The sequence below is a fragment of the Actinocorallia herbida genome, assembly GCF_003751225.1.
GTDB classification, from domain to species: domain Bacteria; phylum Actinomycetota; class Actinomycetes; order Streptosporangiales; family Streptosporangiaceae; genus Actinocorallia; species Actinocorallia herbida.
In genome coordinates this window covers 3,485,551-3,506,515 of record NZ_RJKE01000001.1, presented here as the reverse complement: position 1 = coordinate 3,506,515, position 20,965 = coordinate 3,485,551, and the positions used below count along the sequence as shown (strand labels likewise).

The 20,965-nt window shown below is 73.8% G+C and carries 18 protein-coding genes; 6 read left to right on the top strand and 12 right to left on the bottom strand.

Annotated elements, in window-relative coordinates:
* Positions 1–19: 19 nt before the first annotated feature.
* Positions 20–652, bottom strand: coding sequence for an L-ribulose-5-phosphate 4-epimerase (locus EDD29_RS16320; RefSeq protein WP_246053412.1), 633 nt, complete (start codon positions 650–652; stop codon positions 20–22).
* Between the two features lie 94 nt (positions 653–746).
* On the bottom strand, positions 747–1,781 hold the full coding sequence (locus EDD29_RS16315) for a LacI family DNA-binding transcriptional regulator (protein ID WP_123665228.1): 1,035 nt from the start codon (positions 1,779–1,781) through the stop codon (positions 747–749).
* Positions 1,782–1,948: 167 nt separating this feature from the next.
* Here EDD29_RS16315 and araB point away from each other — a divergent pair, with 167 nt between their 5' ends.
* The gene (gene araB / locus EDD29_RS16310; RefSeq protein ID WP_123665227.1) at positions 1,949–3,589 is read left to right on the top strand and encodes a ribulokinase; all 1,641 of its coding nucleotides are present in this window, start codon (positions 1,949–1,951) and stop codon (positions 3,587–3,589) included.
* Between the two features lie 46 nt (positions 3,590–3,635).
* Here araB and EDD29_RS16305 read toward each other — a convergent pair whose 3' ends face one another.
* Both EDD29_RS16305 and EDD29_RS16300 read right to left on the bottom strand, forming a co-directional pair.
* Positions 3,636–4,718, bottom strand: coding sequence for a cytochrome P450 family protein (locus tag EDD29_RS16305; protein ID WP_123665226.1), 1,083 nt, complete (start codon positions 4,716–4,718; stop codon positions 3,636–3,638).
* A complete protein-coding gene (locus tag EDD29_RS16300) occupies positions 4,708–6,096 on the bottom strand; it encodes an ABC1 kinase family protein (RefSeq protein WP_123665225.1) in 1,389 nt (462 codons plus the stop codon). Before EDD29_RS16300 ends, EDD29_RS16305 begins: the two co-directional genes overlap by 11 nt.
* A gap of 52 nt (positions 6,097–6,148) precedes the next feature.
* Here EDD29_RS16300 and EDD29_RS16295 point away from each other — a divergent pair, with 52 nt between their 5' ends.
* Positions 6,149–6,754, top strand: a complete 606-nt coding sequence (locus EDD29_RS16295; protein ID WP_123665224.1) for a TetR/AcrR family transcriptional regulator — start codon at positions 6,149–6,151, stop codon at positions 6,752–6,754.
* A 106-nt stretch (positions 6,755–6,860) separates the two neighbouring features.
* Positions 6,861–7,718, top strand: a complete 858-nt coding sequence (locus EDD29_RS16290) for a helix-turn-helix transcriptional regulator (protein WP_148085981.1) — start codon at positions 6,861–6,863, stop codon at positions 7,716–7,718.
* Here EDD29_RS16290 and EDD29_RS16285 read toward each other — a convergent pair.
* The 3 genes from EDD29_RS16285 to EDD29_RS16275 form a co-directional block, all read right to left on the bottom strand.
* Positions 7,605–8,786 carry an MFS transporter gene (locus tag EDD29_RS16285; protein WP_123665222.1) on the bottom strand — a complete coding sequence of 394 codons (1,182 nt, stop codon included), beginning with the start codon at positions 8,784–8,786 and terminating at the stop codon, positions 7,605–7,607. The two genes, EDD29_RS16290 and EDD29_RS16285, sit on opposite strands and share 114 nt — an antisense overlap.
* A gap of 100 nt (positions 8,787–8,886) precedes the next feature.
* The gene (locus tag EDD29_RS16280) at positions 8,887–9,231 is read right to left on the bottom strand and encodes a hypothetical protein (protein ID WP_123665221.1); all 345 of its coding nucleotides are present in this window, start codon (positions 9,229–9,231) and stop codon (positions 8,887–8,889) included.
* A gap of 22 nt (positions 9,232–9,253) precedes the next feature.
* Positions 9,254–9,997 (bottom strand): AraC family transcriptional regulator, encoded by a 744-nt coding sequence (locus EDD29_RS16275; RefSeq protein WP_123665220.1) that lies wholly within the window; start codon positions 9,995–9,997, stop codon positions 9,254–9,256.
* Positions 9,998–10,073: 76 nt separating this feature from the next.
* On the opposite strand from EDD29_RS16275, the gene EDD29_RS16270 reads away from it, so the two are divergent.
* The gene (locus tag EDD29_RS16270) at positions 10,074–11,255 is read left to right on the top strand and encodes an MFS transporter (RefSeq protein ID WP_246052804.1); all 1,182 of its coding nucleotides are present in this window, start codon (positions 10,074–10,076) and stop codon (positions 11,253–11,255) included.
* A 40-nt stretch (positions 11,256–11,295) separates the two neighbouring features.
* Here EDD29_RS16270 and EDD29_RS16265 read toward each other — a convergent pair whose 3' ends face one another.
* The 4 genes from EDD29_RS16265 to EDD29_RS16250 form a co-directional block, all read right to left on the bottom strand.
* Positions 11,296–15,894 (bottom strand): WD40 repeat domain-containing protein, encoded by a 4,599-nt coding sequence (locus EDD29_RS16265; protein WP_123665218.1) that lies wholly within the window; start codon positions 15,892–15,894, stop codon positions 11,296–11,298.
* A 4-nt stretch (positions 15,895–15,898) separates the two neighbouring features.
* Positions 15,899–16,459, bottom strand: a complete 561-nt coding sequence (locus EDD29_RS16260; protein WP_123665217.1) for a hypothetical protein — start codon at positions 16,457–16,459, stop codon at positions 15,899–15,901.
* Entirely contained in the window at positions 16,456–17,259 is an 804-nt protein-coding gene (locus tag EDD29_RS16255; RefSeq protein WP_148085980.1) for a hypothetical protein, read from the bottom strand. Before EDD29_RS16255 ends, EDD29_RS16260 begins: the two co-directional genes overlap by 4 nt.
* A 178-nt stretch (positions 17,260–17,437) precedes the next feature.
* On the bottom strand, positions 17,438–18,358 hold the full coding sequence (locus EDD29_RS16250) for an RNA polymerase sigma-70 factor (RefSeq protein ID WP_123670516.1): 921 nt from the start codon (positions 18,356–18,358) through the stop codon (positions 17,438–17,440).
* A gap of 185 nt (positions 18,359–18,543) precedes the next feature.
* On the opposite strand from EDD29_RS16250, the gene EDD29_RS16245 reads away from it, so the two are divergent.
* Positions 18,544–19,311, top strand: a complete 768-nt coding sequence (locus tag EDD29_RS16245) for an SDR family NAD(P)-dependent oxidoreductase (protein WP_123665215.1) — start codon at positions 18,544–18,546, stop codon at positions 19,309–19,311.
* An 88-nt stretch (positions 19,312–19,399) separates the two neighbouring features.
* Complete coding sequence (locus EDD29_RS16240) at positions 19,400–20,344, top strand: ADP-ribosylation family protein (RefSeq protein ID WP_123665214.1); 945 nt, start codon at positions 19,400–19,402, stop codon at positions 20,342–20,344.
* A 100-nt stretch (positions 20,345–20,444) separates the two neighbouring features.
* On the opposite strand, the gene EDD29_RS16235 is transcribed toward EDD29_RS16240, so the two are convergent.
* Positions 20,445–20,837 carry a hypothetical protein gene (locus EDD29_RS16235; RefSeq protein ID WP_123665213.1) on the bottom strand — a complete coding sequence of 131 codons (393 nt, stop codon included), beginning with the start codon at positions 20,835–20,837 and terminating at the stop codon, positions 20,445–20,447.
* Positions 20,838–20,965 lie beyond the last annotated feature (128 nt).

Below are 20,965 nucleotides of genomic sequence, written 5' to 3'. Positions count from 1 at the left end.
TCCTTCGGGGGGCGGCCGGTCACTGGCCGTAGACGTTCTGGTAGCGGTCGTAGAGGGAGTCGATCTCGGACTGGGGGATCGGCAGCGGCGCGCCGAGCTGCCGGGAGATGTGCACGGTCCTGGCGACGTCCTCGCACATCACCGCCGCCTTCACCGCGGAGCGGGCCGAAGCACCGATCGTGAAGACCCCGTGGTTGCGCATCAGCACCGCGGGGCTCCGGCTGCCTTCGAGGGTGTCCACCACGCCCTTGCCGATGTCCTCGCCGCCGATGAGGGCGAACGGGCCGACCGGGATCTCCCCGCCGAACTCGTCGGCCATCGCCGTCAGGACGCAGGGGATCGCCTCGTCGCGCGCCGCCCAGGCCGTCGCGTAGGTGGAATGGGTGTGCACCACTCCCCCGACGTCCGGGCGGTGCCGGTAGACGTAGGCGTGCGCGAACACGTCGCTCGACGGCTTCAAGCCCGGCCCGACGGGGTTTCCGTCCGGGTCGCAGAGCACCATCGACTCCGGGGTGAGCCGGTCGTAGGGGACGCCGCTCGGCTTGATGAGGAAGTGGCCGTCGTCCGTCCGGGCGGAGACGTTGCCCGCCGTCCAGACGACGAGCGCCGAGTCGACCAGCAGCCGGTGGAGGTCCACCAGCGCGCTGCGCAGCTGGGCGTGATCTGTCGCGTTCAAGGGAACCTCGAAGTGTTAGCGTTAACATTTCAGGGCCGGAAGGGCCACCCGAGGGTGGTCCGGGAATGGTCTAGTGGCGGGCGCCGGTGCTTTCGCGGACGACGAGTTCCGGTTCGACGACGCCTCTTCGGCGGGGTGCGTCGGCGGCGGACCCGCCGATGCGGTCGAGCATCATCGCGAGGGCACGGCTGCCCACTTCGCCGAAATTCTGGCGGACCGTGGTGAGGGGCGGGGAGAAGTAGGGGGCCTCGGGAACATCGTCGAAGCCGACGACGCTCACCTCCCCCGGAACCCGGCGGCCCGCCTCGCGCAGCGCGCGCAGCAGGCCGAGGGCCATGGAGTCGTTCGCGGCGAAGACCGCGGTCAGGTCGGGGACGTCGGCGATCTGGCGGCCCAGCCGGTAGCCGGAGTGCGCCGACCAGTCGCCGAACAGGACGTCGGGGATCTCGCGTCCCTCGGCTTCCAGGGTCTCGCGCCAGCCGACGAAGCGGGCGTGCGCGTCGACCCAGTCGGACGGGCCCGCGAGATGCCAGACCGTCTCGTGGCCGAGGCTCAGCAGATGCCGGGTGGCGCGGGCCGCCCCGGCGTACTGGTCGACCGAGACGAGCGGGCACGGCAGTTCGTCGGCCGCGCCCACCACCACGATCGGCAGCTCGGGGGGCAGATCGCGCAGCCCCTCGGCGGCCGACTCGTGCGGCGCGACGATGATGATGCCGTCGACGTTCTGGCCGCGGAGCCGGTCCACGCCCTCGCCGATGGTGCGGCGGTTGAGCGCGCTGAGGCTGACGATGCTGATGAGGTAGTCGTGCTCGCGGGCCGCGCGCTCGATCCCGTAGAGGGTCGAGGCGGGGCCGTAGAGGGTGGTGTCGAAGCTGACGACGCCGAGCATGCCGGAGCGTCCGGTCGCGAGGACCCGCGCCGCGGCGTTCGGACGGTAGTCGAGTTCCTGCACGGCGGCGAGGACGCGGGCCCGGGTCGCGGGCCGCACCTTCTCCGGCGTGTTGAGGACGCGGGAGACGGTCATGGCCGAGACGCCGGCGCGCTCCGCGACGTCCTCCATCACCACCGGACGACGGACGCCGCCGGAACGCTTCGCCTCTTCCATCTCGCCTCCCTTCGCGGGTCGGTGTGGCGTGTGTCACGAATGTTTGCGATAACCGGACGTCGTGTCAATACCTCGCCGCTGGCCGGTTTCTGCTGCGTGACCATTGACGCATTTCGGTGATACCGCTAACAATCTTGCCCCGACCCCCGGCGACGAGGAGCCTTCAGGTGAACGAGCGGGTAGTGATCGGCGTCGACTACGGAACACTCTCCGGACGCGCGGTCGTGGTGTCGGTGGAGACCGGCGCGGAGCTGGGCACGGCCGTGTTCGACTACCCCCACGGGGTCGTCGAGCAGCGGCTGCCGTCCGGTGTTCCGCTCGGCGACTCGTGGGCGCTCCAGGTGCCCGAGGACTGGCGGCGGGTGCTGCGCGAGACGGTCCCCGCGGCGCTGCGGGACGCGGGAGTTCGGCCGGATCAGGTCATCGGGATCGGCACGGACTTCACCGCGTGCACGGTCCTGCCCGCGCTCGCGGACGGCACGCCGCTCTGCGAGCTCGACGACCTGGCCGACCGGCCGCACGCGTACCCGAAGCTGTGGAAGCACCACGCCGCGCAGGGCCAGGCCGACCGGGTCAACGCGCTCGCCGCCGAGCGCGGCGAACCCTGGCTCGCCCGCTACGGCGGGAAGATCTCCAGCGAGTGGCAGTTCGCGAAGGCGCTCCAGGTGTTCGAGGAGGATCCCGACGCGTTCGCCCGCGCCGATCGCTGGATCGAGGCCGCGGACTGGATCATCTGGCAGCTCACCGGGCACGAGAGCCGCAACCTCTGCGCGGCGGGCTACAAGGGCGTCTACCAGGACGGATACCCGTCGGCGGAGTATCTGGACGCGCTGGCGCCGGGCTTCTCGGCGCTGCTGGGCAAGCTCGACCATCCGCTGAGCCGGGCGGGCGAGCGGGCGGGCGGGCTGAGCGCCGAGGGGGCCGCGCTGACCGGGCTGCCGGAGGGGATCGCGGTCGCGATCGGCAACGTCGACGCGCACGTCACGGCGGCCGCGGCGCGCGCGGTCGATCCCGGCCAGATGCTCATGGTCATGGGCACGAGCACCTGCCACGTCATGAACTCCGCGGTGCTCGGCGAGGTGCCGGGCATGTGCGGGGTCGTGCGGGACGGGATCGTGCCCGGCCTGTGGGGGTACGAGGCGGGCCAGTCGGGTGTCGGCGACATCTTCGCCTGGTATCTGAGCTGCGGCCTCCCACCCGGGTACGTCGAGGAGGCGCGGGAGCGCGGGCTGTCCGGGCACGAGCTGCTCACCGAGAAGGCGGCGGCCCAGGCCGTCGGCGCGCACGGGCTCGTCGCGCTCGACTGGCACAACGGGAACCGCTCGATCCTCGTCGACCACGATCTGTCGGGCGTGCTCATCGGCACCACGCTCGCGACCCGTCCCGAGGACGTCTACCGCGCGCTGTTGGAGGCCACCGCGTTCGGCACCCGCACCATCATCGACGCGTTCGAGCGGGCCGGGGTCCCGGTGACCGAACTCGTCGTCGCGGGCGGCCTGCTGCGCAGCCCGTTCCTCATGCAGCTCTACGCCGACATCACCTGCCGTCCCCTCTCCACCCTGGACTCACCCCAGGGCCCGGCCCTCGGCTCGGCCATCCACGCCGCCGTCGCCGCGGGCGCCCACCCCGACCTCCGCACGGCGTCCACCGCGATGGGCAAGATCCGGCGGAACGCCTATCTCCCCGACCCGGCCCGCGCCGACGCCTACGACCCGCTCTACGCCCTCTACACCGAGCTCCACGACCACTTCGGGCCCCCGAACGGGCCCCTTCACCGGCTCCGCGCGATCCGCAACGCCGCGCGCTGACACGAGGTTCCGCGCCCGTCTCTCCGACGGGCGCGGAACCTCCGCGTCAGGGGGTCAGACCCGCGACGCGCAGGTCGGCCAGGGCGTGGAAGGTGGCGGAGACGCGCCGGGTCGAGGAGATGAGGCGCAGCTCGGGGAACCTGGTGAAGAGGCGGGGCAGGGTCTCGACGGCCTCCATCCGGGCGAGGCCCTGGCCGAGGCAGTAGTGCGCGCCGGAGCCGAAGGCCAGGTGCGGGAGCGGGTCGCGGGTGAGGTCGAGCGGGAGTCCGGCCCGGTTCGCCTCGCGCAGCAGGAGCTGGACGGCCTGGCCCGCCTCGACGCGGTGGCCGCCGAGCTCGTGGTCGCGGGTGGCGACGCGCACGGCGCGCGCGATCGGGGCCTCGACCCGCAGGAACTCCTCGACGGCCCGGGCCGGGTCGGCGAGCAGGTGCGGGATCTGCGCCGGGTCGCTCAGCAGGGCGAGGGCCGCGTTCGCGATGAGGTGGGCCGTCGTCTCGTGTCCGGCGGCGAGCAGGAGGACGCAGGTGCCCGCGATCTCGGCCGGATCGAGCCCGTCCGGGACGGCGAGCATCGCGCTGATGAAGTCGTCGCCGGGCCTGCCCCGCCGCTCGGCGAGCAGCGGGGTGAGGAACATGACGAGATCGGTCGCCGCCGCCGAGGACGCGACGATCGCCTCGCCGTCGGCGTCGATCTCCAGCATCCGGACGAGCTCGGGCGTCAGCTCCAGGAGCAGTTCCGCGCCGTCCGCGCCGACGTCGAGCAGTTCGGCGATCACCGCGACCGGGATGAGATAGGCGACGTCGCGCAGCAGGTCGGCCTCGTCGTCGAGGCCGGTGAGGGCCGCGTCGACGATCTGGGCGATCCGCGGCCGGAGCGGCTCCAGCGCGCGCGGGGTGAACGCGGGGCCGAGCAGCCGCCGCATCCGGGTGTGGTCGGGCGGGTCGGTGAACAGGAGGTTCCCCGGCGGCAGCTCGGCCATCTCGGGCGGGGCGCCGGGCAGGCGGCGCGGGTCGCTGCTCCAGCCCTGGCCGCGCAGCACCGCGGCCGCCTCTGCATGACCCGAGACGAGCCAGGTGCCCGTCGCCGCGTCCCAGCGGACCGCCTCGCGCGTCGCCGCTTCAGCCGACACCGACGCCTCCCCAGAACGGCTTGTCGAGTTCGCCGAGCGCGGTGCCGGGCGGCGCGTCGCGGTCCCACTCCCGGCGGATCAGCTCCCATTCCCCCTCGGCGCGCAGTCCTCCCAGCACCGCGGCCATGCCGAGCTGGATCCGGGTCAGCATGGTCATGCCGGGATCGGCGTTCCAGCGGCGCAGGTACTCCGAGTACGGGCCGGTGAGGCTGAACTCGGTGGCCGCGGTGCGGCTCGTGTTCTCGGGGGTGAACCTGTAGGGCTGCGGCTCCGTCCAGGCCGCGAGGCTGCTCCGCCACCAGCCGAGCACGACTTCGGGGGACGGCGCGTCGGCGGGGTCGAAGAACCCCTCGGCGAGGTGCAGGTCCATCATCGCGCGGGCGTCGCCGGCCACCGCGGCCTCGGAGACGGCGACCAGGAACCCGACCCGGTGGGCGCTGAACCGCTTGACGCAGCCGAAGTCCAGGAACGTCACGGTGCCGTCGGGGTGGAAGAGGAAGTTGCCCGGGTGCGGATCGGCGTGGAACAGATGGAACCGTCGGATGTTGCCGAGGGTGAACCGGAAGATCGCCTCGCCCCAGCGGTCCCGCAGCTCCTGCGGTGCGTCGACGGCCTGCCGGTAGCGCAGCCCCTCGGCGTACTCCATGGTGAGGACGCGCCGCGTCGAGAGCTCCGGCAGCACCCCGGGGATGCGCACGAACGGGTGGCCCCGGTACCGGTCGCCGAACTCCCGCTGGTTCTGCGCCTCGTTGAGGTAGTCGATCTCCTCGCCGATCCGGTCGGCGATCTCGGCGGCCGCCGCCCGGACGTCCAGGCGGGTGAGCCCGGAGACCATGCCGCGGCCGATCTGGAAGAACGTGGCGAGCAGTTCGGTGTTGGCCAGGTCGGCGCGGATCGCCTGCTCGACGCCCGGATACTGCACCTTGACGGCCACCTGCCGGCCGTCGCGGGTGACCGCCCGGTGGACCTGCCCGATCGACGCGGCGGCGATCGGCGCGGGGTCGAAACTCGCGAACAGCTCACCGGGCGGGGCGCCCAGCTCCGACTCGACCATCTCCGCGGCCATCTCGAACGGCATGGGCGGGGCGTCATCCTGAAGGCGTGCCAGCGCGCGCTGGTAGACCGAGAGATTTTCGTCGTCCACGGCGAAGCCGACGAACGACATGATCTGCCCCGCCTTCATCAGGACGCCCTTGGCACGGCCGAGCCGTTCGGCGTACCGCTCGGCGGCCTTCTCGTGGAACTCCCGCTTGCGGGCCTTGCCGCGCAACGCGGCGACCACCGACTCGGCGGCGGTCCGGCCCGCGAGCCCGACCAGCGGGGCGGTGCGCGCGATCCGTCCGCCGGACGGCCTTCCCTGATCTTTCCGTTCAGCCATCCCGGCCCCCAGAAAGTAGCTTCTTTGGCCTCCTCAGTGTTTACTTAGGACCATGACGACGTCAACCCGTGACCGCATCATCGACGCCGCGATGGAGCTCTTCGGGCGGAACGGATACAAGGGCACGAGCATCACGCAGATCGAGAGCGCCGCGGGCCTGACGCCGGGCGCGGGCGGCATCTACCACCACTTCCGCAGCAAGGAGGCGGTCCTCTCCGCGGGCATCGAACGCCACCTCGACCGTGTCTCCGCGCTCCGCGACATCCGGCACGTCTTCGCCGGCGTCGGCGACCTCCGCACCGAACTCACCCTCACCGCCCGCTACGCGCTCACCGAGCTCGACCACGAAGCCGAACTGCTCCGCGTCGTCGCGTCCGAGGCGAGATCCCGCCCCGAACTCGTGGGCGACGCCGTTCACCAGCTCATCGGCTCCACCTTCGAGGCGTTCTCCTCCTGGCTCCGCGACTCCGCCGACGTCCCCGCCGACCGCGCGGACGCCATCGCGTCCGTCGGCCTGGGCGCGCTCCTGTCCTCCCGTCTCCTCCGCGCCCTGCTGTCGACCGACCCCTTCCCCATCGACGACGACGCCCTCGTCACCACCTGGGTCGACATGATGCACGGCGTCCTCACCCGGAGCGCCCGGTCCGGCCCCGCATGACAAGGTGACGGGTTCGGCGCGCGGGCCGGGAATATTCCGTGGATCGCGGGATGCTGCACCGCGTGTGGCAGAGGTCGCGGGGATCACACGGGTCGAGGCGGGGCCGATGGCGGAGTGGGAGATGTCGCGGCTGTGCCGGGTGCGGGTGGGCGGCGGCGGGGTGCTCGGGGATCCCGGGGCGCGGTGGTCGCTGGTGCTGGGCGGGGCGGTCGTGGTGGAGACGGCGCGGGGAACCGAGCGGCTCGAGGTCGGCGACGCGGTGCTCGTCGATCCGCGGACCGCGCACCGGATCATCGGGATCGAGGAGTCGGATCTCGTCGTGTCGGATCTGCGGCTGGTCGTCGCGGCGCGGCGGATGCCCAGCCCGCTGGTGGTGCGGGACTTCGGCGAGCGGCACAACGGGGTGGCGGCGCTCGTCGGGATCTGCCAGGTCGACGAGCAGAGGGCGTCGCTGTTCGCGGCGAGCTACGGGAACCTCATCGGGGCGGCGATGACCACCTCCTGGCTGGAGGACTCGGAGCCCGGGAGCGGCGGGGAGGCCGACGCGGTGGTCGCGGCCGTGGTGGCCGCGGTCGCCGCGCGGCCCGGTGCGGACTGGAGCGTCGAGCGGATGGCGCAGGTGGCGCACCTGTCGCGGTCCGCGCTCGGGGAGCGGTTCCGGCGGGCGGTGGGGCGGAGCCCCGTCGAGGTGCTGCGGGAGGTGCGGATGCGGGAGGCGCGCCGGTTGCTCGGCGACGCCTCCCGTCAGGTGGAACAGGTGGCGTTCGCGGTCGGGTACGGGTCGGCCGCGGCGTTCAGCCGGGCGTTCTCCGCGCACCACGGGCTGGCGCCGCAGGCGTGGCGGGACTCCTCACCCGCGCGGGACGCGGAGCAGCGCGAAGAGCAGGCCCGACGCGACGGCGGCGACGGCGCCGAGCACGAGCGCGGCCGTGACGCCGTGCGCGTCGAGGAGCACGCCTCCTGACGCCGAGCCCAGCGTGATCGCCACCTGGAAGGCGGTCACCTGGAGCGCGATCGCGGACTCGGTGCGCTCCGGCTCGACCCTGGTCACCCACAGCTGGGTGGCGACCGGGACCGCGTTGAACGCGACGCCCCACAGCACGACCGCCACCGCCAGGAACGGCACCGCGGTCGCCGTCAGGGTGAGCAGGAGGCTCGCGCCGAGCAGCAGCGGGGCCGCCGCGACGACCACGCGCAGCCGTCCGGCGAACCTGCCCGCCGCGAGGTTGCCGGCCATGCCGCCGACGCCCCAGGCCAGCAGCAGCCAGGTGGTGCTGCCGGGATCGACCTTCTCGATGACGATCCTGATGTAGGGGTAGGCGGCGAAGTTGCCGAACGCGACGAGGACCACGCCGAGCGCTCCCGTCATCAGCCGCCGGTTGGCGACGGCCCGCCGCAGCATGGCGAACCCTGCGGACGGGTGCGCGGGCACCGACGGCAGCGTCACCGCGAGGGCGATCGCGCTCAGCGCGCTGACGACGGTCGCCCCTGCGAACACCGCACGCCATCCGACCGCGTCACCGGCCAGCGACGCGAGGGGGACCCCCGCGATCGTCGCGAGCGTGACGCCCAGGGCGATCGACGTAGAGACGAAATGGTCGCGCCCCGGCACGGCATGGGTGCCCGCGCCGAACGCGAACGACCAGTACCCGGCGATCGCGATCCCGAGCACGAGCCGCCCCAGCAGCAGCACCCCGAACCCGGGCGCGACCGCCACCGCCAGGTTCGCGACGACCGCCGCCACGAGCAGCCCGACCAGCACCGTCCGCCGGTCCGTCCGCGGCAGCAGCACCGCGATGCTCGGCGCGGTGACCGCCCCCGCGATCGCCGTCGCCGCCACCGCGAGCCCCGCCGTCCCCTCGCTGACCCCGAGATCGGCGGCCATCGCGGGCAGCACGCTCGCAGGCAGGAACTCGCTCGCCACCAGCGCCCCGATCCCCGCCGCGAGCGCGACGATCGGCGGCCAGGCCGTGCGTTCCGCGGCGGAAGAGGCGACGGGTGCGGAGGGAGCCGAAGAGGGCCGTGTCGTCATGCGTGCATCCTCTCCGGCCGCGCCCCCGCGCGGTTGATCGCATGACGCCCCCACTTGATCGCACGACCGGTGCGGCCGAGGGCGCGCGCCGGACCCGGGCTCAGCGGTGGGTCAGGATGCGGACGCGGTCGTCGGAAGCGGCGTCCTCCTCCTCGTATTCGAGGTCGTGGGGGATGCCGCCGGCGGTGCAGCGGGTGTGGAGGGACTCGAAGAGGGGGTGGGCGCGGTCGAAGTCGAGGCGGGCGGTGCCGGAGAGGAGGGTGAGGGGGGTGGACGAGCCCAGGGCCTCGTGGGCGTAGAGCTCGATCGCCGCGTCGTCGTGGTGGATCTCCCAGCCGAACAGGCGGGTTCGGACGCGCAGGTCCAGGTCGAGCCAGGTGCTGAGGATCTCCGCGACCGTCTCGGCGTCCGCGGTGTCCAGGCTTGCGGTGAAGGCGACGGTCATGTCGAGGATCGTACGGCGGAGGTCAGGTGCGGGCGTAGTCGCCGGGGGTCATGCCGAAGGCGTGCTTGAAGGCCTGGATGAAGGCGCTCGGGCCGCTGTAGCCGCAGGCCGCGGCGACGGACGTGACCGGGGCGCCCGAGGCGAGCAGGGTGAAGGAGTGGTGCAGGCGGAGCTGGGCGCGCCATTGGGGGAAGCTCATCCCCGTCTCGGCGCGGAACAGGCGACTGAGGGTGCGTTCGGACGCGCCGACGACGGATCCGAACCGGGCGAGGGTCCGGTCGTCGGCGGGGTCGGCGGTGAGGATCGCGGCGATCCCGCGCAGCCGCGGATCGGACGGCGAGGGCAGCCAGACGCGCACCGCCTCGACCCTCCGGAGCTGGTCGAGCAGCACCCGTTCGAGGTTGTGCCGCTGCTCGCCGGTGAAGTCCTCGTCGCCGGTGAGGGCGGCCAGGACCTCCCGGAGCAGGGGCGTGACGGCCAGCACGGTGGGCCGGTCCAGCCGCAGCGGGTTGATCGAGGGGTCGAAGACCAGGCACTGCATCTCGGTGCGGCCGTGCGCCTCGTGCGCGTGCGCGACGCCCGCGGGAACCCATACCGCCCGGTGCGACGGCACCACCCACACGCCCGACGGGGTGGAGATCCGCAGCACCCCGTGCCGGGGCGAGATGAGCTGGTGGTCGGCGTGGTCGTGCCAGTCGACCCGGTCGCGGTGCGCCAGCGGCACCCGTTTCGGCAGCACGTCGCCCTGATGGCTGATCATCGACATAGGTCGGCAGAATATCGCTATCCCGCTGACGGGGTCCTCCGGAAGGCTCGGCTGAGCGAATCCAAGGAGGTCGGCAGTGACACAGATTTCGGTGGACGCCCGGGCCGCGCAAGGCGCGTCCCCGTGGCGGAGAATGCGGCTCTGGGCGGCCGCCCACGCCGTCGACGACCTGTACCAGGGGCTGGTCCCGGCCTGCGTGCCGTACTTCGTGCTCGACCGGCACTACAGCTACGTCGCCGCCTCGGGGCTCACCCTGGCGGCGGCCCTGGGCAGCTCGATCCCGCAGCCGTTCATCGGCCTCGCCGTGGACAGGTTCCGGCTGCGCTGGATGGCGGGCGCCGGCGTCGCGGCGGCCGGACTCGGGCTCGGGCTCTCCGGGCTCGTCCAGTCCTACGCGGCGGTGTGGACGCTCATCCTGGTCTCCGGGCTCGGCGTCGCCATGTTCCACCCGGCGGCGGGCAAGGCCGCGCGCGAGGCGGCCGGGGACAGCGCGACCGCGATGAGCATCTTCGCGGCGGGCGGCAGCGTCGGGTTCTTCCTGGCGCCGGTCCTGGCCACGCCCCTGCTCATCTCGATGGGCGTCGGGGCGACCGTCGTGTTCATCCCGCCCGCGGTGCTCATCGCGTTCCTGCTGATCCGGCGGCGGCCCGACGTCGCCGCGGCCCGGTCCGCCCTCCGGACGGGCACCGACCGATGGCCCCCGTTCCTGGTCCTCACCGCGGTCGAGATCGTCAGGTCCGTGGTGTTCTTCGGGGTCCTCACCTTCATCGAGCTGTACTGGATCAGGCACCTGGGCGCGGGCCGCGGCGTCGCGGGCGCCGCCCTCGCCGTCTTCCTGGTCGGCGGGGTCGCGGGCACCCTGCTCGGCGGCCGGATCGCCGACCGGATGGGCATGGTGCGGACCGTGCAGCTCGGCGGCGCGCTGGTCGTCCCGGCCCTCATCGCCCTGCGCGTCGCCCCCGGCCCCTACCTGCCGCTGGTGTTCGCGCTGCTCGCCGGCATCGCGCTCAACATCCCCTTCGCGGTCCTGGTCAAGCTCGGCCAGGACTACCTGCCGAGCCGCCCCGGCACCGCCGCAGGCGTGACCCTCGGCCTCGCCGTCAGCGTCGGCGGCCTCATCGCGCCCGCCCTCGGCGCGGCCGCCGAAGCCCGGGGTCCCCAGGGCGTCTTCACCATCCTCTGCGCGATCCCCCTCGCCGCCCTGGCCCTCGGCCTGCTCCTCCCCCCGCCCGCTGACCCGGAACCCGCCGACGCCTGACCCCGGCCGCCGGCCCGCGGGCACCGGAAGGCGCCCGCGGTCAGGCGGCGGGGACGGCGTGGAAGACCATGGAGCCGGAGTACGCGCCGGACGGGTCGGTGATCTCGTAGGTGACGGTGAAGGTGGTGACCGAGGTGGTGACGCCGGTCGCGCGGAGGGTCCAGGAGCGGTTTCCGGCGCGGGCGCGGAAGACGCCGGGTCCGTCCGGGGTGAAGGTCAGCGCGGCCGGGTCCAGGGCGAAGCCCGACAGGGCGAGGGCGCAGTCGGCCCCGGGGCAGGACGGCGCGAGCGTGACGGGCCGGTCCGCCTGGTAGATCCCGGCCTTCTGGTCGAGGTCGCGCTGGAGCGGATACGTGGCGTCGGGCGCTTCGGGGCGGAACGCCGCCTTCGTCGCGGGCCCGTCCAGCGCGAGCAGGTAGCGCGGGGCGAACTGCGCGGCGGTCGCGGGCACCGCCTTCGGCTCCCCCGGGGCCGCGGTGGAGAGCGGCGAGGGCGCCGGTGGTTCCGGCAGCGCGGGAAAGACCGCCCCCGCCGGGCAGCCCGGCTGGAAGTCCTCGCCTCCGCCGTGACGCGTCCATTCCGCCCGGGTCAGCGCGCGGCCCGCCGTCGCGCACACGGCGGCGACGAGGTCGGCGGGTTCCCCGGTCCGCCACACCCGCAGCGTCCCGTAGTCGGTGGCCGCCGCGACGAGTCCCGTGCCCTTCGGGAAGACGAGGTCGGAGACGAAGTTCTCGGCGCCCGTCAGCGGCTCGCCGACCGGGCGGTACACGCCGGTGTCCCACAGCCGCACGGTTCCATCGCGGCCGCCGGACGCCACGGTGTGCCCGTCGGCGGAGAAGGCGACGGTGCGGATGTCGTCGGTGTGCCCGGTCAGCGGCCGCCCGAGCGCCCTGCCGTCCGCGTCCCACAGCCGTACGGCGCGGTCGGACCCCCCGGTGGCGATCCGGCGGCCGTCGGGGCTGAACGCGAGCGCCTCGATCCTGCCATCGCCCGCCGAGGACGGCCGCCCGACCGGCCGTCCTCGCGCGAGGTTCCACACGCGCAGGAGATCGTCTCCCTCGATCGCGGCGAGGCGGGATCCGTCGGGGCTGAGCCGCAGGTACCCCATCGACCCGATGGACTCCGCCGGATCCACTTTGGGCACCAGGGCGCTCAGCAGGCGGCCGGTCTCGACCTCCCAGCGACGCACCCGGTAGCCCTGAACCGCCTCCGCGGCGAGAAGGGTGCGGCCGTCGGGGCTGAACCGCAGGTCGTGGACGCTCTCCGCGCCGTCGATCGTCAGCAGGACCTTGCCCGACCCGGGATCCCACAGCCGGATCGTGTCGTCGGAGGCGGTCGCGAGCCTCGCCCCGTCGGCGGTGAAGGCGATCGCGCGCGTCCACCCCTGCTGGCCGTCGAGCGCGGTGGTGCGCCCGGACGGCAGGTGCCAGGAGCGGAGCCGCCAGTCCCCGTTCCCCGGGGCGCCGGTCACCAGGTGGACGCCGTCGGAGCCGAGCGGCGCGCTGCGCTCCTGGAGCACCGAGTGCAGCGGCGCGGAGGCGCTCCAGACCCGCACCTTGCCGTCGTCGCCCGCGGTCGCGATCGAACCGCCGTCCCGGCTGAACGCGAGACCGCGGGCGCCCACGGGGATCGGCGCCACGACCGGCCGCCCGGACGCGTCCCGGACCGCGAGTGAGCCGTCCGCACAGGCCAGGGCGAACACCGTCCCCTTCGGCGCGAAGGCCGCGGCCAGGACCGACGAGCCCGTCGCGCAGCCCGTCCGGTCCGGCAGGGCGCGCCAGGTGGACGTCCGCCAGAGGCGCACCCGTCCCTTCGCCGAGGCCGCGAGGAAGAGCGATCCGTCGGGCGAGAACGCGACGTGCGCGCCGTCGAGCGGGGCCCGGATCTCACGGCGGGCCGTGGTGTCCCAGAGGCGGACCCGGTCCTCGCCTTCGACGGTCGCCAGCGTCCGGCCGTCCGGGCTGAACGCGCCGGTCCGCACCGGGACCCCGAGCCGTTCGCCGGACGGCCGCCGGGCGGCGACGTCCCAGATCCGGTCCCCGGCGAGGAGCAGGCGCCCGTCGGGGCTGAACACGACGGGCGCGGCGCCGGTCGCCAGGGTCGCGGTGCGCCGGCGCGAGGCGACGTCCCAGAGCTGGACGAGTCCGCGGGCGCCCGCCGTCGCGAGCGTCGCGCCGCCGTCGGCGAAGGCCAGCGCGGTCACGGCGTCCTCGTGCCCGAGGAGCGCGGGCCCCGCCTTCGCGTAGGTGCCGGCGTCCCAGAGCTGGACGGCGCTGTCGGTGCCCGCGCTCGCCAGATGGCGGCCATCGGGGCTGTACGCGACCGAGGTGACCGCGCCCAGATGCCGTTCGAGCGTCCGGCGGTGCGGCCCGGCCAGGATCTCGCGCAGGGCGTAGCGCGCCTCGGCCGTCGGCGCGGTGCGCCACGCGGCGGCGGCCAGCAGCGCCGACAGCACGGGATCCGCGGTCTCGGCGCTCCGCGCGGCGAGCTGCCGGGAGAGCCCGGCGGCGCGCACCTCGCCGGAGTCGCCGCCGATCCGCACGATGGCCAGGACCGCCGCGAGCAGCAGCGCGGCCATCGCGCCGAAGACACCACCGCGGATCCTGCGGCGGCGCCGCTCCCGTTCCCGCCGCGCGGCCTCGGCCGCGGCCGCCGCCTCCCTGGCCCGGACGGAGTCGCGGAGGAACACGCGTTCGTGCGCTCCCGCCTCCGGATAGCGGCCCGGATCTCCGTCCCAGCGCTCGACGGCGTCGAGCGCCTCCCGCAGGAGGGTGCCGGTGTAGAGGAAGGAGGCGTCGGGGCGCTCGGGCGCGTACCGCCGGGCGTCGGCGGCGAGTTCCGCGTGCCGCCGCCAGTCCGCGGCGTCGGCGGCCAGCCAGCCCGCCAGCTTCGGCCAGGCCGCGAGGAGCACCTGGTGGGCGGGGCCCGCCCCGAACCCGGTCAGCAGGACCAGGCGGCGGGCGGCGAAGGGCCGCAGCACGGCGCGGTCGACGTCGGTCAGGACGCTGTGCGGCGCCCAGCGCGGGGCCGCGCCCGCGGCGGTGATCCGGGTGATCTTGCGGAAGACGCGCTCGGCGGCCTCTCGATGGGCCTCGTCCAGCTCGGCGTAGGCCTCTTCCGCGCTCCGCTCGACCGCCTCCCCCACGCCGCCCGCGAGGTCGTAGGCCCTGAGGTCGATCTCGCCGTCGCGCCGGTGGTGCCAGGTCCGCAGCATCGCCTGGGACAGCAGCGGCAGCACCGTCGATCCGCCGCTCTCCCCGGCGGGGCCCAGCTCGTCGAGGATGTGCGCGACGAGCCCGCCGCCGATCCGGAGCCCGGCGGCCTGCGCCGGGCCCCGGATCGCGACGCGGAGGCCGGACCGGCTCAACGACGGGAGGATGAACTCGGCCTCCTGGAGCATCTCCCGGAGCAGGGGGTAGTCGTCGCAGCGCCCCTTCTGGTCGCTGCGCAGGCCGATGACCGCGACCACGGGCGGATCCGCGCCGGGCCGCGCCGTCACGCAGGCCTCCAGCGCGGCCACGAAGGCGCGCCGATCGTCCTCGGAGATCTCCGGGTGGAGGAACAGCTCCTCGAACTGGTCGATGACCAGGAGGAGGCGGAGCGGACCGACCGAGTCCGCCGTGGACCGGGTGACCCGGGTCTGGACGAGCGCCTGGCCCGCGAGCTGCCTCGCGTGCGCGGGATCGGCGGCCAGCTCCTCGGCGAAGCCGACGGCGTTGCCCGCGGCGGCGCCCGCCAGCGCCTGGGCGAGTGCCCGGAGGGGCGACTCCCCCGGCGTCATGACGACGCTCGGCCAGGCGGCCATCTCCGCGGCGCCGACCTCCGCGGCGTCCTCGCGCTCCCTCCCGGGAACCGCGCCCGGGTCGGCCAGCGCGTGCAGCAGCCCGGCGCGCAGGAACGACGACTTGCCCACGCCGGACGCGCCGGTGACGGCGAGGATGCCGGGACCGCCGAGCCTGCCGCGCAGTTTGCGGACGAGCGCCGCGGTCTGCGCGGCGCGCCCGAAGAACAGCGGGGCGTGGCCCTCGTGGAACATCGCCAGGCCGCGGTAGGGCGGCTCGGCGGTCCACCTTGCGGGAGCGGCGGACTCCCCGTGCCGTGCGGGCGCCCGGTCGGCGAGCACGAGGGCGTGGATCTCCTCGAGGGTGTCCTTGAGGTCCTGGAAGGCGACCGGCAGAGAGGCGGAGTTCTCGCTGAACCGCTCGGAGACGACCTCCTCGAGGTGCGTGCGCACGAGGTGCATCTGCTGCGGAACGTCCGCGAGCTCGCGCAGCAGCAGCGCGGCCCGGGTCTCGTCGCCGACCGCCTGGTCGAGCGACCGCTGGATCTCCGCCTCCGCCTCCTCCCTGGTGGCGTCCGGGCGGAGCTTCCGAACGGCGTTCATCAGGACCTCGGTGAGCACGTTCGCGCCGACCGAGGCGAGCACGGTGACGAGCGCGTCGGGGAACCCGGTGACGACGAGCCCCGCGGGGGCGAGCACCGTGGCGAAGGCGCCCGCCGCCATCCCGAACACGAGCCCGGGTGCGGCCCTGCGGCGGATCCCGGCGCCGGCCTCCGCCGTCCGGCGGCCGAGCCTGCCTCTCGCGTCGGGTTCGCCGGGCTCCTCGGGCGCGGGGTCCTGCGCGTCGGAGTGCGTCATGGGGTCAGCCGAGGAGGCCTTCGAGGCTGGGCGCGGTGTAGGGGCCGAACACGAAGCCCGGCGGGGCCGTGGCGGGCAGCCGGGCGTGGCCGCCGCGCACCCAGCCCGACGCGATGGGCTCGCCCATGCCGTCCTCCAGGCACAGCACGGTTCCGGTGGTGAGGGTGATCGTGCACGTCGCGGTGCGGGTCGCCGCCGAGAAGGAGCCGTTCTCGCACAGGGTCAGCCGCTCGTTGGAGCCGTCGACGACAAGGCTCGGATGCCGGTCCCGTACGGTGGCCGTCAGGTTGACGACCGTGCCGCGAGGGGCGGTGAAGCGGCATGAGACCTGGCCTTCGACGGGCTTCCCGCCGCGTTCGCGGAGGTCTCGGCAGAACTTCTGCCCCGGAATGTCGGACCCGATGCCGCCGCTCCACGCCGTCGAGAGGATGACGGTGAGCGGGACCTCGGCGGCGCCGGCCGCGGCGCCGGGGTTCGCCGAGACGACGAGGCGGACGTCGCCGCCGTCCGAGGTGCCGCAGGCCGCCGTCAGCAGGAGCGCGGCGAGGACGGCACAGGTCCTCATGCGGGCTCCTTGACGGTCTCGCCGCACTTGTCGAGGAGGCCGGTCTCGAAGGTGTCGCTGGTGACCGCGCAGATGGACTTCTCCGTCGCCTCCCCGTAGACCACACAGACAATCCCAACATTATGCCCGGCCCCGCTGTCACAGCCCTGGAAACTCATCGACATGAAGGGCAGCCCGCGATTCCCATAAGGGTCGTCCTTGGGATCGTCCACCGCGGCGCGCAGATAGTAGATCCGGCCCTCGGTGATCGGAATCTCGCAGAACTTCTCCTCCGCCCCGGCATTGGCGCACACGACCGATTGGTCGTCGAGGGTGCCGCCCGAGACCCGGGCATTCCAGCGGGTGCGGAGCGCGATCTTCAGTTTCCCGGTGGGCGCCGCTTCCGGGGGTCGCCGCGGCACCGGCCCGCAGGGCGCCCGGCCGAGGTCCGCGGGCGCGGTCGTGGTGACGCAGACCGAGGAGTCCCGGTCCGGCGTGATCGTGCAGGTGGGCGACCCCGGACCTTCCCCGCACCCCCAGTAGACGAGGGTGACGCCCTCGGGCAGTGGATCGCGCACGTCCGCGCGCACCTTCTTCGCGGTGTCGCTCCGGTCCAGGGAAAGGACCGACCGGCACGCACCGCCGTCGCAGTCTCCGGAATTCTCACCGGGCAGTTCGATGACCACCACACCCGTGTCGGACGCGAGGGCGAGCCGGACCTGATCGGCGCTCCGGAAGACCCCGTAAAGGGCCGCGGCGGCCACCAGCGCGAGAATGGCGAGAACCCCGCCGATGATCTGCCAAGGCACACGTCGCGACACCAGCGGCTCCCGGAATGCGTCCACCTTCCCGGCAAAAGGTACCCGCTCGCCCTCGTCCTGTACGAGCCTTTTCGGCAAGAGAGAACGCCGGGCCTTTTACGGCCCGTCCCCAGCCCGGGATAAATGCCCGCCCACAGCCGCCACCACGGAACTCGCGGAGATCATCCGGGAGCTCGGGTCAGGTAGGGCGGCGCGCCTGGTTCGTCTCGCGGAGAACGGCCCAGGCATCGGCCACGGGGCCGAGATGGCCGAGTTTGTCGGGGTTGAGGACGGCGCGGATGGCCTGGACGCGGCCGTCGAGGATGTCGAGGGTCCAGGTGTTGACGACCCTGCCGTCACGGTCGCGGAGGACCGCGCCCGGCTGGCCGTTGACCCGCTGCGGCCGCACCGAGCCGCCGATCCCGACGAACGGCGCGATGAGCCCGGCCAGGACGCGGGACACGTTCTCGGCGCCGAAGACGCCCGCGCCCCACTGCGGGGCCTTGCCGCCGCTGTCACCGACCATCTGGACGTCGGCGGCCAGCAGTTCCCGCAGCCCGGCGACGTCGCCCTCGTGCAGCGCGTCGAAGAACCGGGCGGCGAGTTCCTCGCGTTCCCGGAGGTCCGCCGCGAAACGGGCACGGCCCGCGTCCATGTGGCGGCGGGCCCGCACCCCGAGCTGACGGCACGCCGCCTCCGACCTGCCCACCGCCGACGCGATCTCCGGGAAGCCGAACCCGAACACCTCGCGCAGCACGAAGACCGCGCGCTCCAACGGGCTGAGCCGCTCCAGCAGCAGGAGGGCCGCCGTCGACACCGAGTCGGCGAGTTCGGCCGAACGCGCCGGATCGGCATAGGGGTCGGTGAGCAGCGGCTCCGGCAGCCAGGTCCCGGGGTACTCCTCGCGCCGGACGCGGGCCGAGCGCAGCACGTCGATCGAGATCCGGGTGACCACCGCCGACAGGAACGCCCTGGGCGACACGGGCCGGGTCGCCGAATCCGCGTAGCGCAGCCAGGTCTCCTGGACGGCGTCCTCGGCCTCGCTGACGCTGCTCAGGATCCGGTAGGCGATCGAGAACAGCAGCGGCCTGAGCTCCTCGAACTCCTCGTCCCGGGTCACGCCGATCCCCGCCCGTCCGCCTTGGTCGTCCACAGGGCCCCCTCGCCTTCCAGTTCCGCCGGTCCCACCTGAGACGAGACGGCCGGGCCGGATGTGACATCGCCACCCGACGGATCCTCGTGTCACAGGAGGGACCGCCCGTCTCGTCATCGGGGGGACGGATTCCTCAGCATCGGAGATCAGGCATGAACCAGAACATCATCGACGGGACGGTGGCCCTTGTCACCGGGGCGAACCGGGGCATCGGACGGGCCGCGGCCGAGGGGCTCGCCGCGCTCGGCATGACCGTCCTGCTCGGGGCGAGGGACGTGCGGCGCGGCGAGGAGGCCGCCGCGGCGATCCGGGCCGCGGGCGGCGACGCGCACGCGATCGCCCTGGACGTCACCGACCCGGCGTCCGTCGCGGAGGCCGCACGGCAGGTCGAGGAGCGCTTCGGCCGCCTCGACGTGCTGGTGAACAACGCGGGCGTCACCGGATCCGGCCGCGTCATGCCGCAGCACGCCCTCGACCAGGTGCCGAGCACCGTCGACCTGGACATGGTCCGTGCGGTGTTCGAGGTCAACGTGTTCGCCGTCATCGCGGTGACCAACGCGCTGCTCCCGCTGCTGCGTCGCTCCCCCTCCCCGCGCGTCGTGAACGTCAGCAGCACGGCGGGCTCCTTGGCCGTCAACGCCATCCCGGACGGCCCGCTCTCCGCCCTTCCCGCCTCCGCGGCCTATTCCCCCTCCAAGACCGCGGTGAACGCCCTGACCATCCAGTACGCCAACGAACTGCGCAAGGACGGCGTCCTGGTCAACGCGGCCGACCCCGGCTTCGTCGACACCGAGATCAACGACCACACCGGCTTCCTCACCCCGGCGCAGGGCGCCGCGATCATCGTCCGTCTCGCCACCCTGGGACCGGACGGCCCGACCGCCTCCTTCACCGGCCAGGACGGTCCCCTCCCCTGGTGAACCCCTGCCGGGGCCGCCGGTGCCGCGAGGCGCCGGCGGCCTCCGCCGAGGCACCGCATACCCGGAGTCCGGCGAGTAGCCTGCCGCGATGAGCGATGACAGGCGAAGGCAGGCGGCGCTCGCGACGGCCTGGGAGCGCTTCCCGGCCGTCGCCGAGAGGGTCGGGCGGGTGTACGGGCTGCGGGTCCCCCGCCATCTCGGCGTGTTCTGGGCCTTCTGGCGAAGTGCCGACGACGCCGAGCGGGCGGCGCTCGACGCGCTGGGCCTGAGCCTGATAGGCGTCACCGACTACTTCGGCGACCGCGGCCCCCGGCTGGTCGGCCGCGACGGGCTGGACGAGCGCCTCCACGGCAGGTTCCGGCAGGATCCCGCCGAGTTCGTGACGGTGCTCGCCGGGCACTCCGACGGCCTGCACTACGGCCTCTGGTACGACGACCCGGCCGAACTCCCCTCGTTCGTCGTGCACAACCACGCCCGCGACTCGGCTGAGACCTGGTCCGACGGCCGCCCGACCCTCCTGGCCGAGCTGCGCGACCTCGTCCACCGGGCCTCGCTGGACTACGGCGCCGACAGCGAGGACGCGCCCCTGGTCCGTCCGCTCCTCGCCGCCCTCGACTGGTTCGCCCCCGCCGAGCGGGACGCCCTGCAAGCCGATGGCGCACCTCGCCGGGCGTCCGCACTCCGCTCGTTCAGTGCGGTCTCCGTCTTCCCCGCCCTCCCCCCGGACAGCGGGGACCCGCTCCTCGCCGAATCGGCCGCCCGCCTGAAGGGCTTCCAGACCGGCGCCCCCGAGGCCGCGGAGTGGATCGCCCGCGCCGAACGCGAACTGGCCTCCGGCGCCCCCGCTCTGGCCCTCGCCGTCGGCTCCGAACTCCACTGGCTCGACCACGACGCCTATCGAGCCGAGTCCCGGGCTCTGCTGACCGCCGCCTATCGATCCCTGGGCCGCGACGCCCACGCCGACCTCATCGACCTCCACTCCGCCCACCGCGACCTGCGCTCCGTCGACGTCCTCGTCCTTCCCGCCCCCTGAGCCTCTCGCATGACGGCCGCCTCACCTGACCTGGGAGGCCGATCCGGCCGTGTCCTGCCGGCCCGCTCGACGGGAGCGCGGACGGCAGGACACGGCCGGGTCAGCGCCGGCGGAAGGGGATCGCGGTGGACAGGAGGAGCAGGCCGGGGACGAGCAGTGCCAGGCCGTGCAGGCGGAATTCGGGGTCGGCGACGTCGGGACCGAACATGAAGAGAAGGCCGAGGAGGGACAGCAGGACGCCGACCACCCCCGCGAGGATCCGGCCGACCGCCTCGCGGACGGGGACGCCGTGGTCCAGCGCCGCGAGGTCGCCCTGGTAGGGGGCCACGGGCATGACGGGCGGGGTCGGTCCCGGCAGGATCGTGACGCCGTAGACGTGGTCGCTCTTCTCCAGGTCGGTGGCGAAGTCGAGCAGCGGGCCGTCGGCCCAGTCCGCAAGGAACAGCGACTGCCTCTCTCCGCTCTCGAACGAGATCATGATCTGATGTGCCATAGACGAAGACTTCCCGTGATCGCCATGGAACTCTCCGAAACGACCCCGTCCAGATCTGGCCGATATGTCCTGGTTTGGGGTCCAGTACGCGTGGGTCACCCCTCCCCGGCCCGGCCTCACAGGTCGGG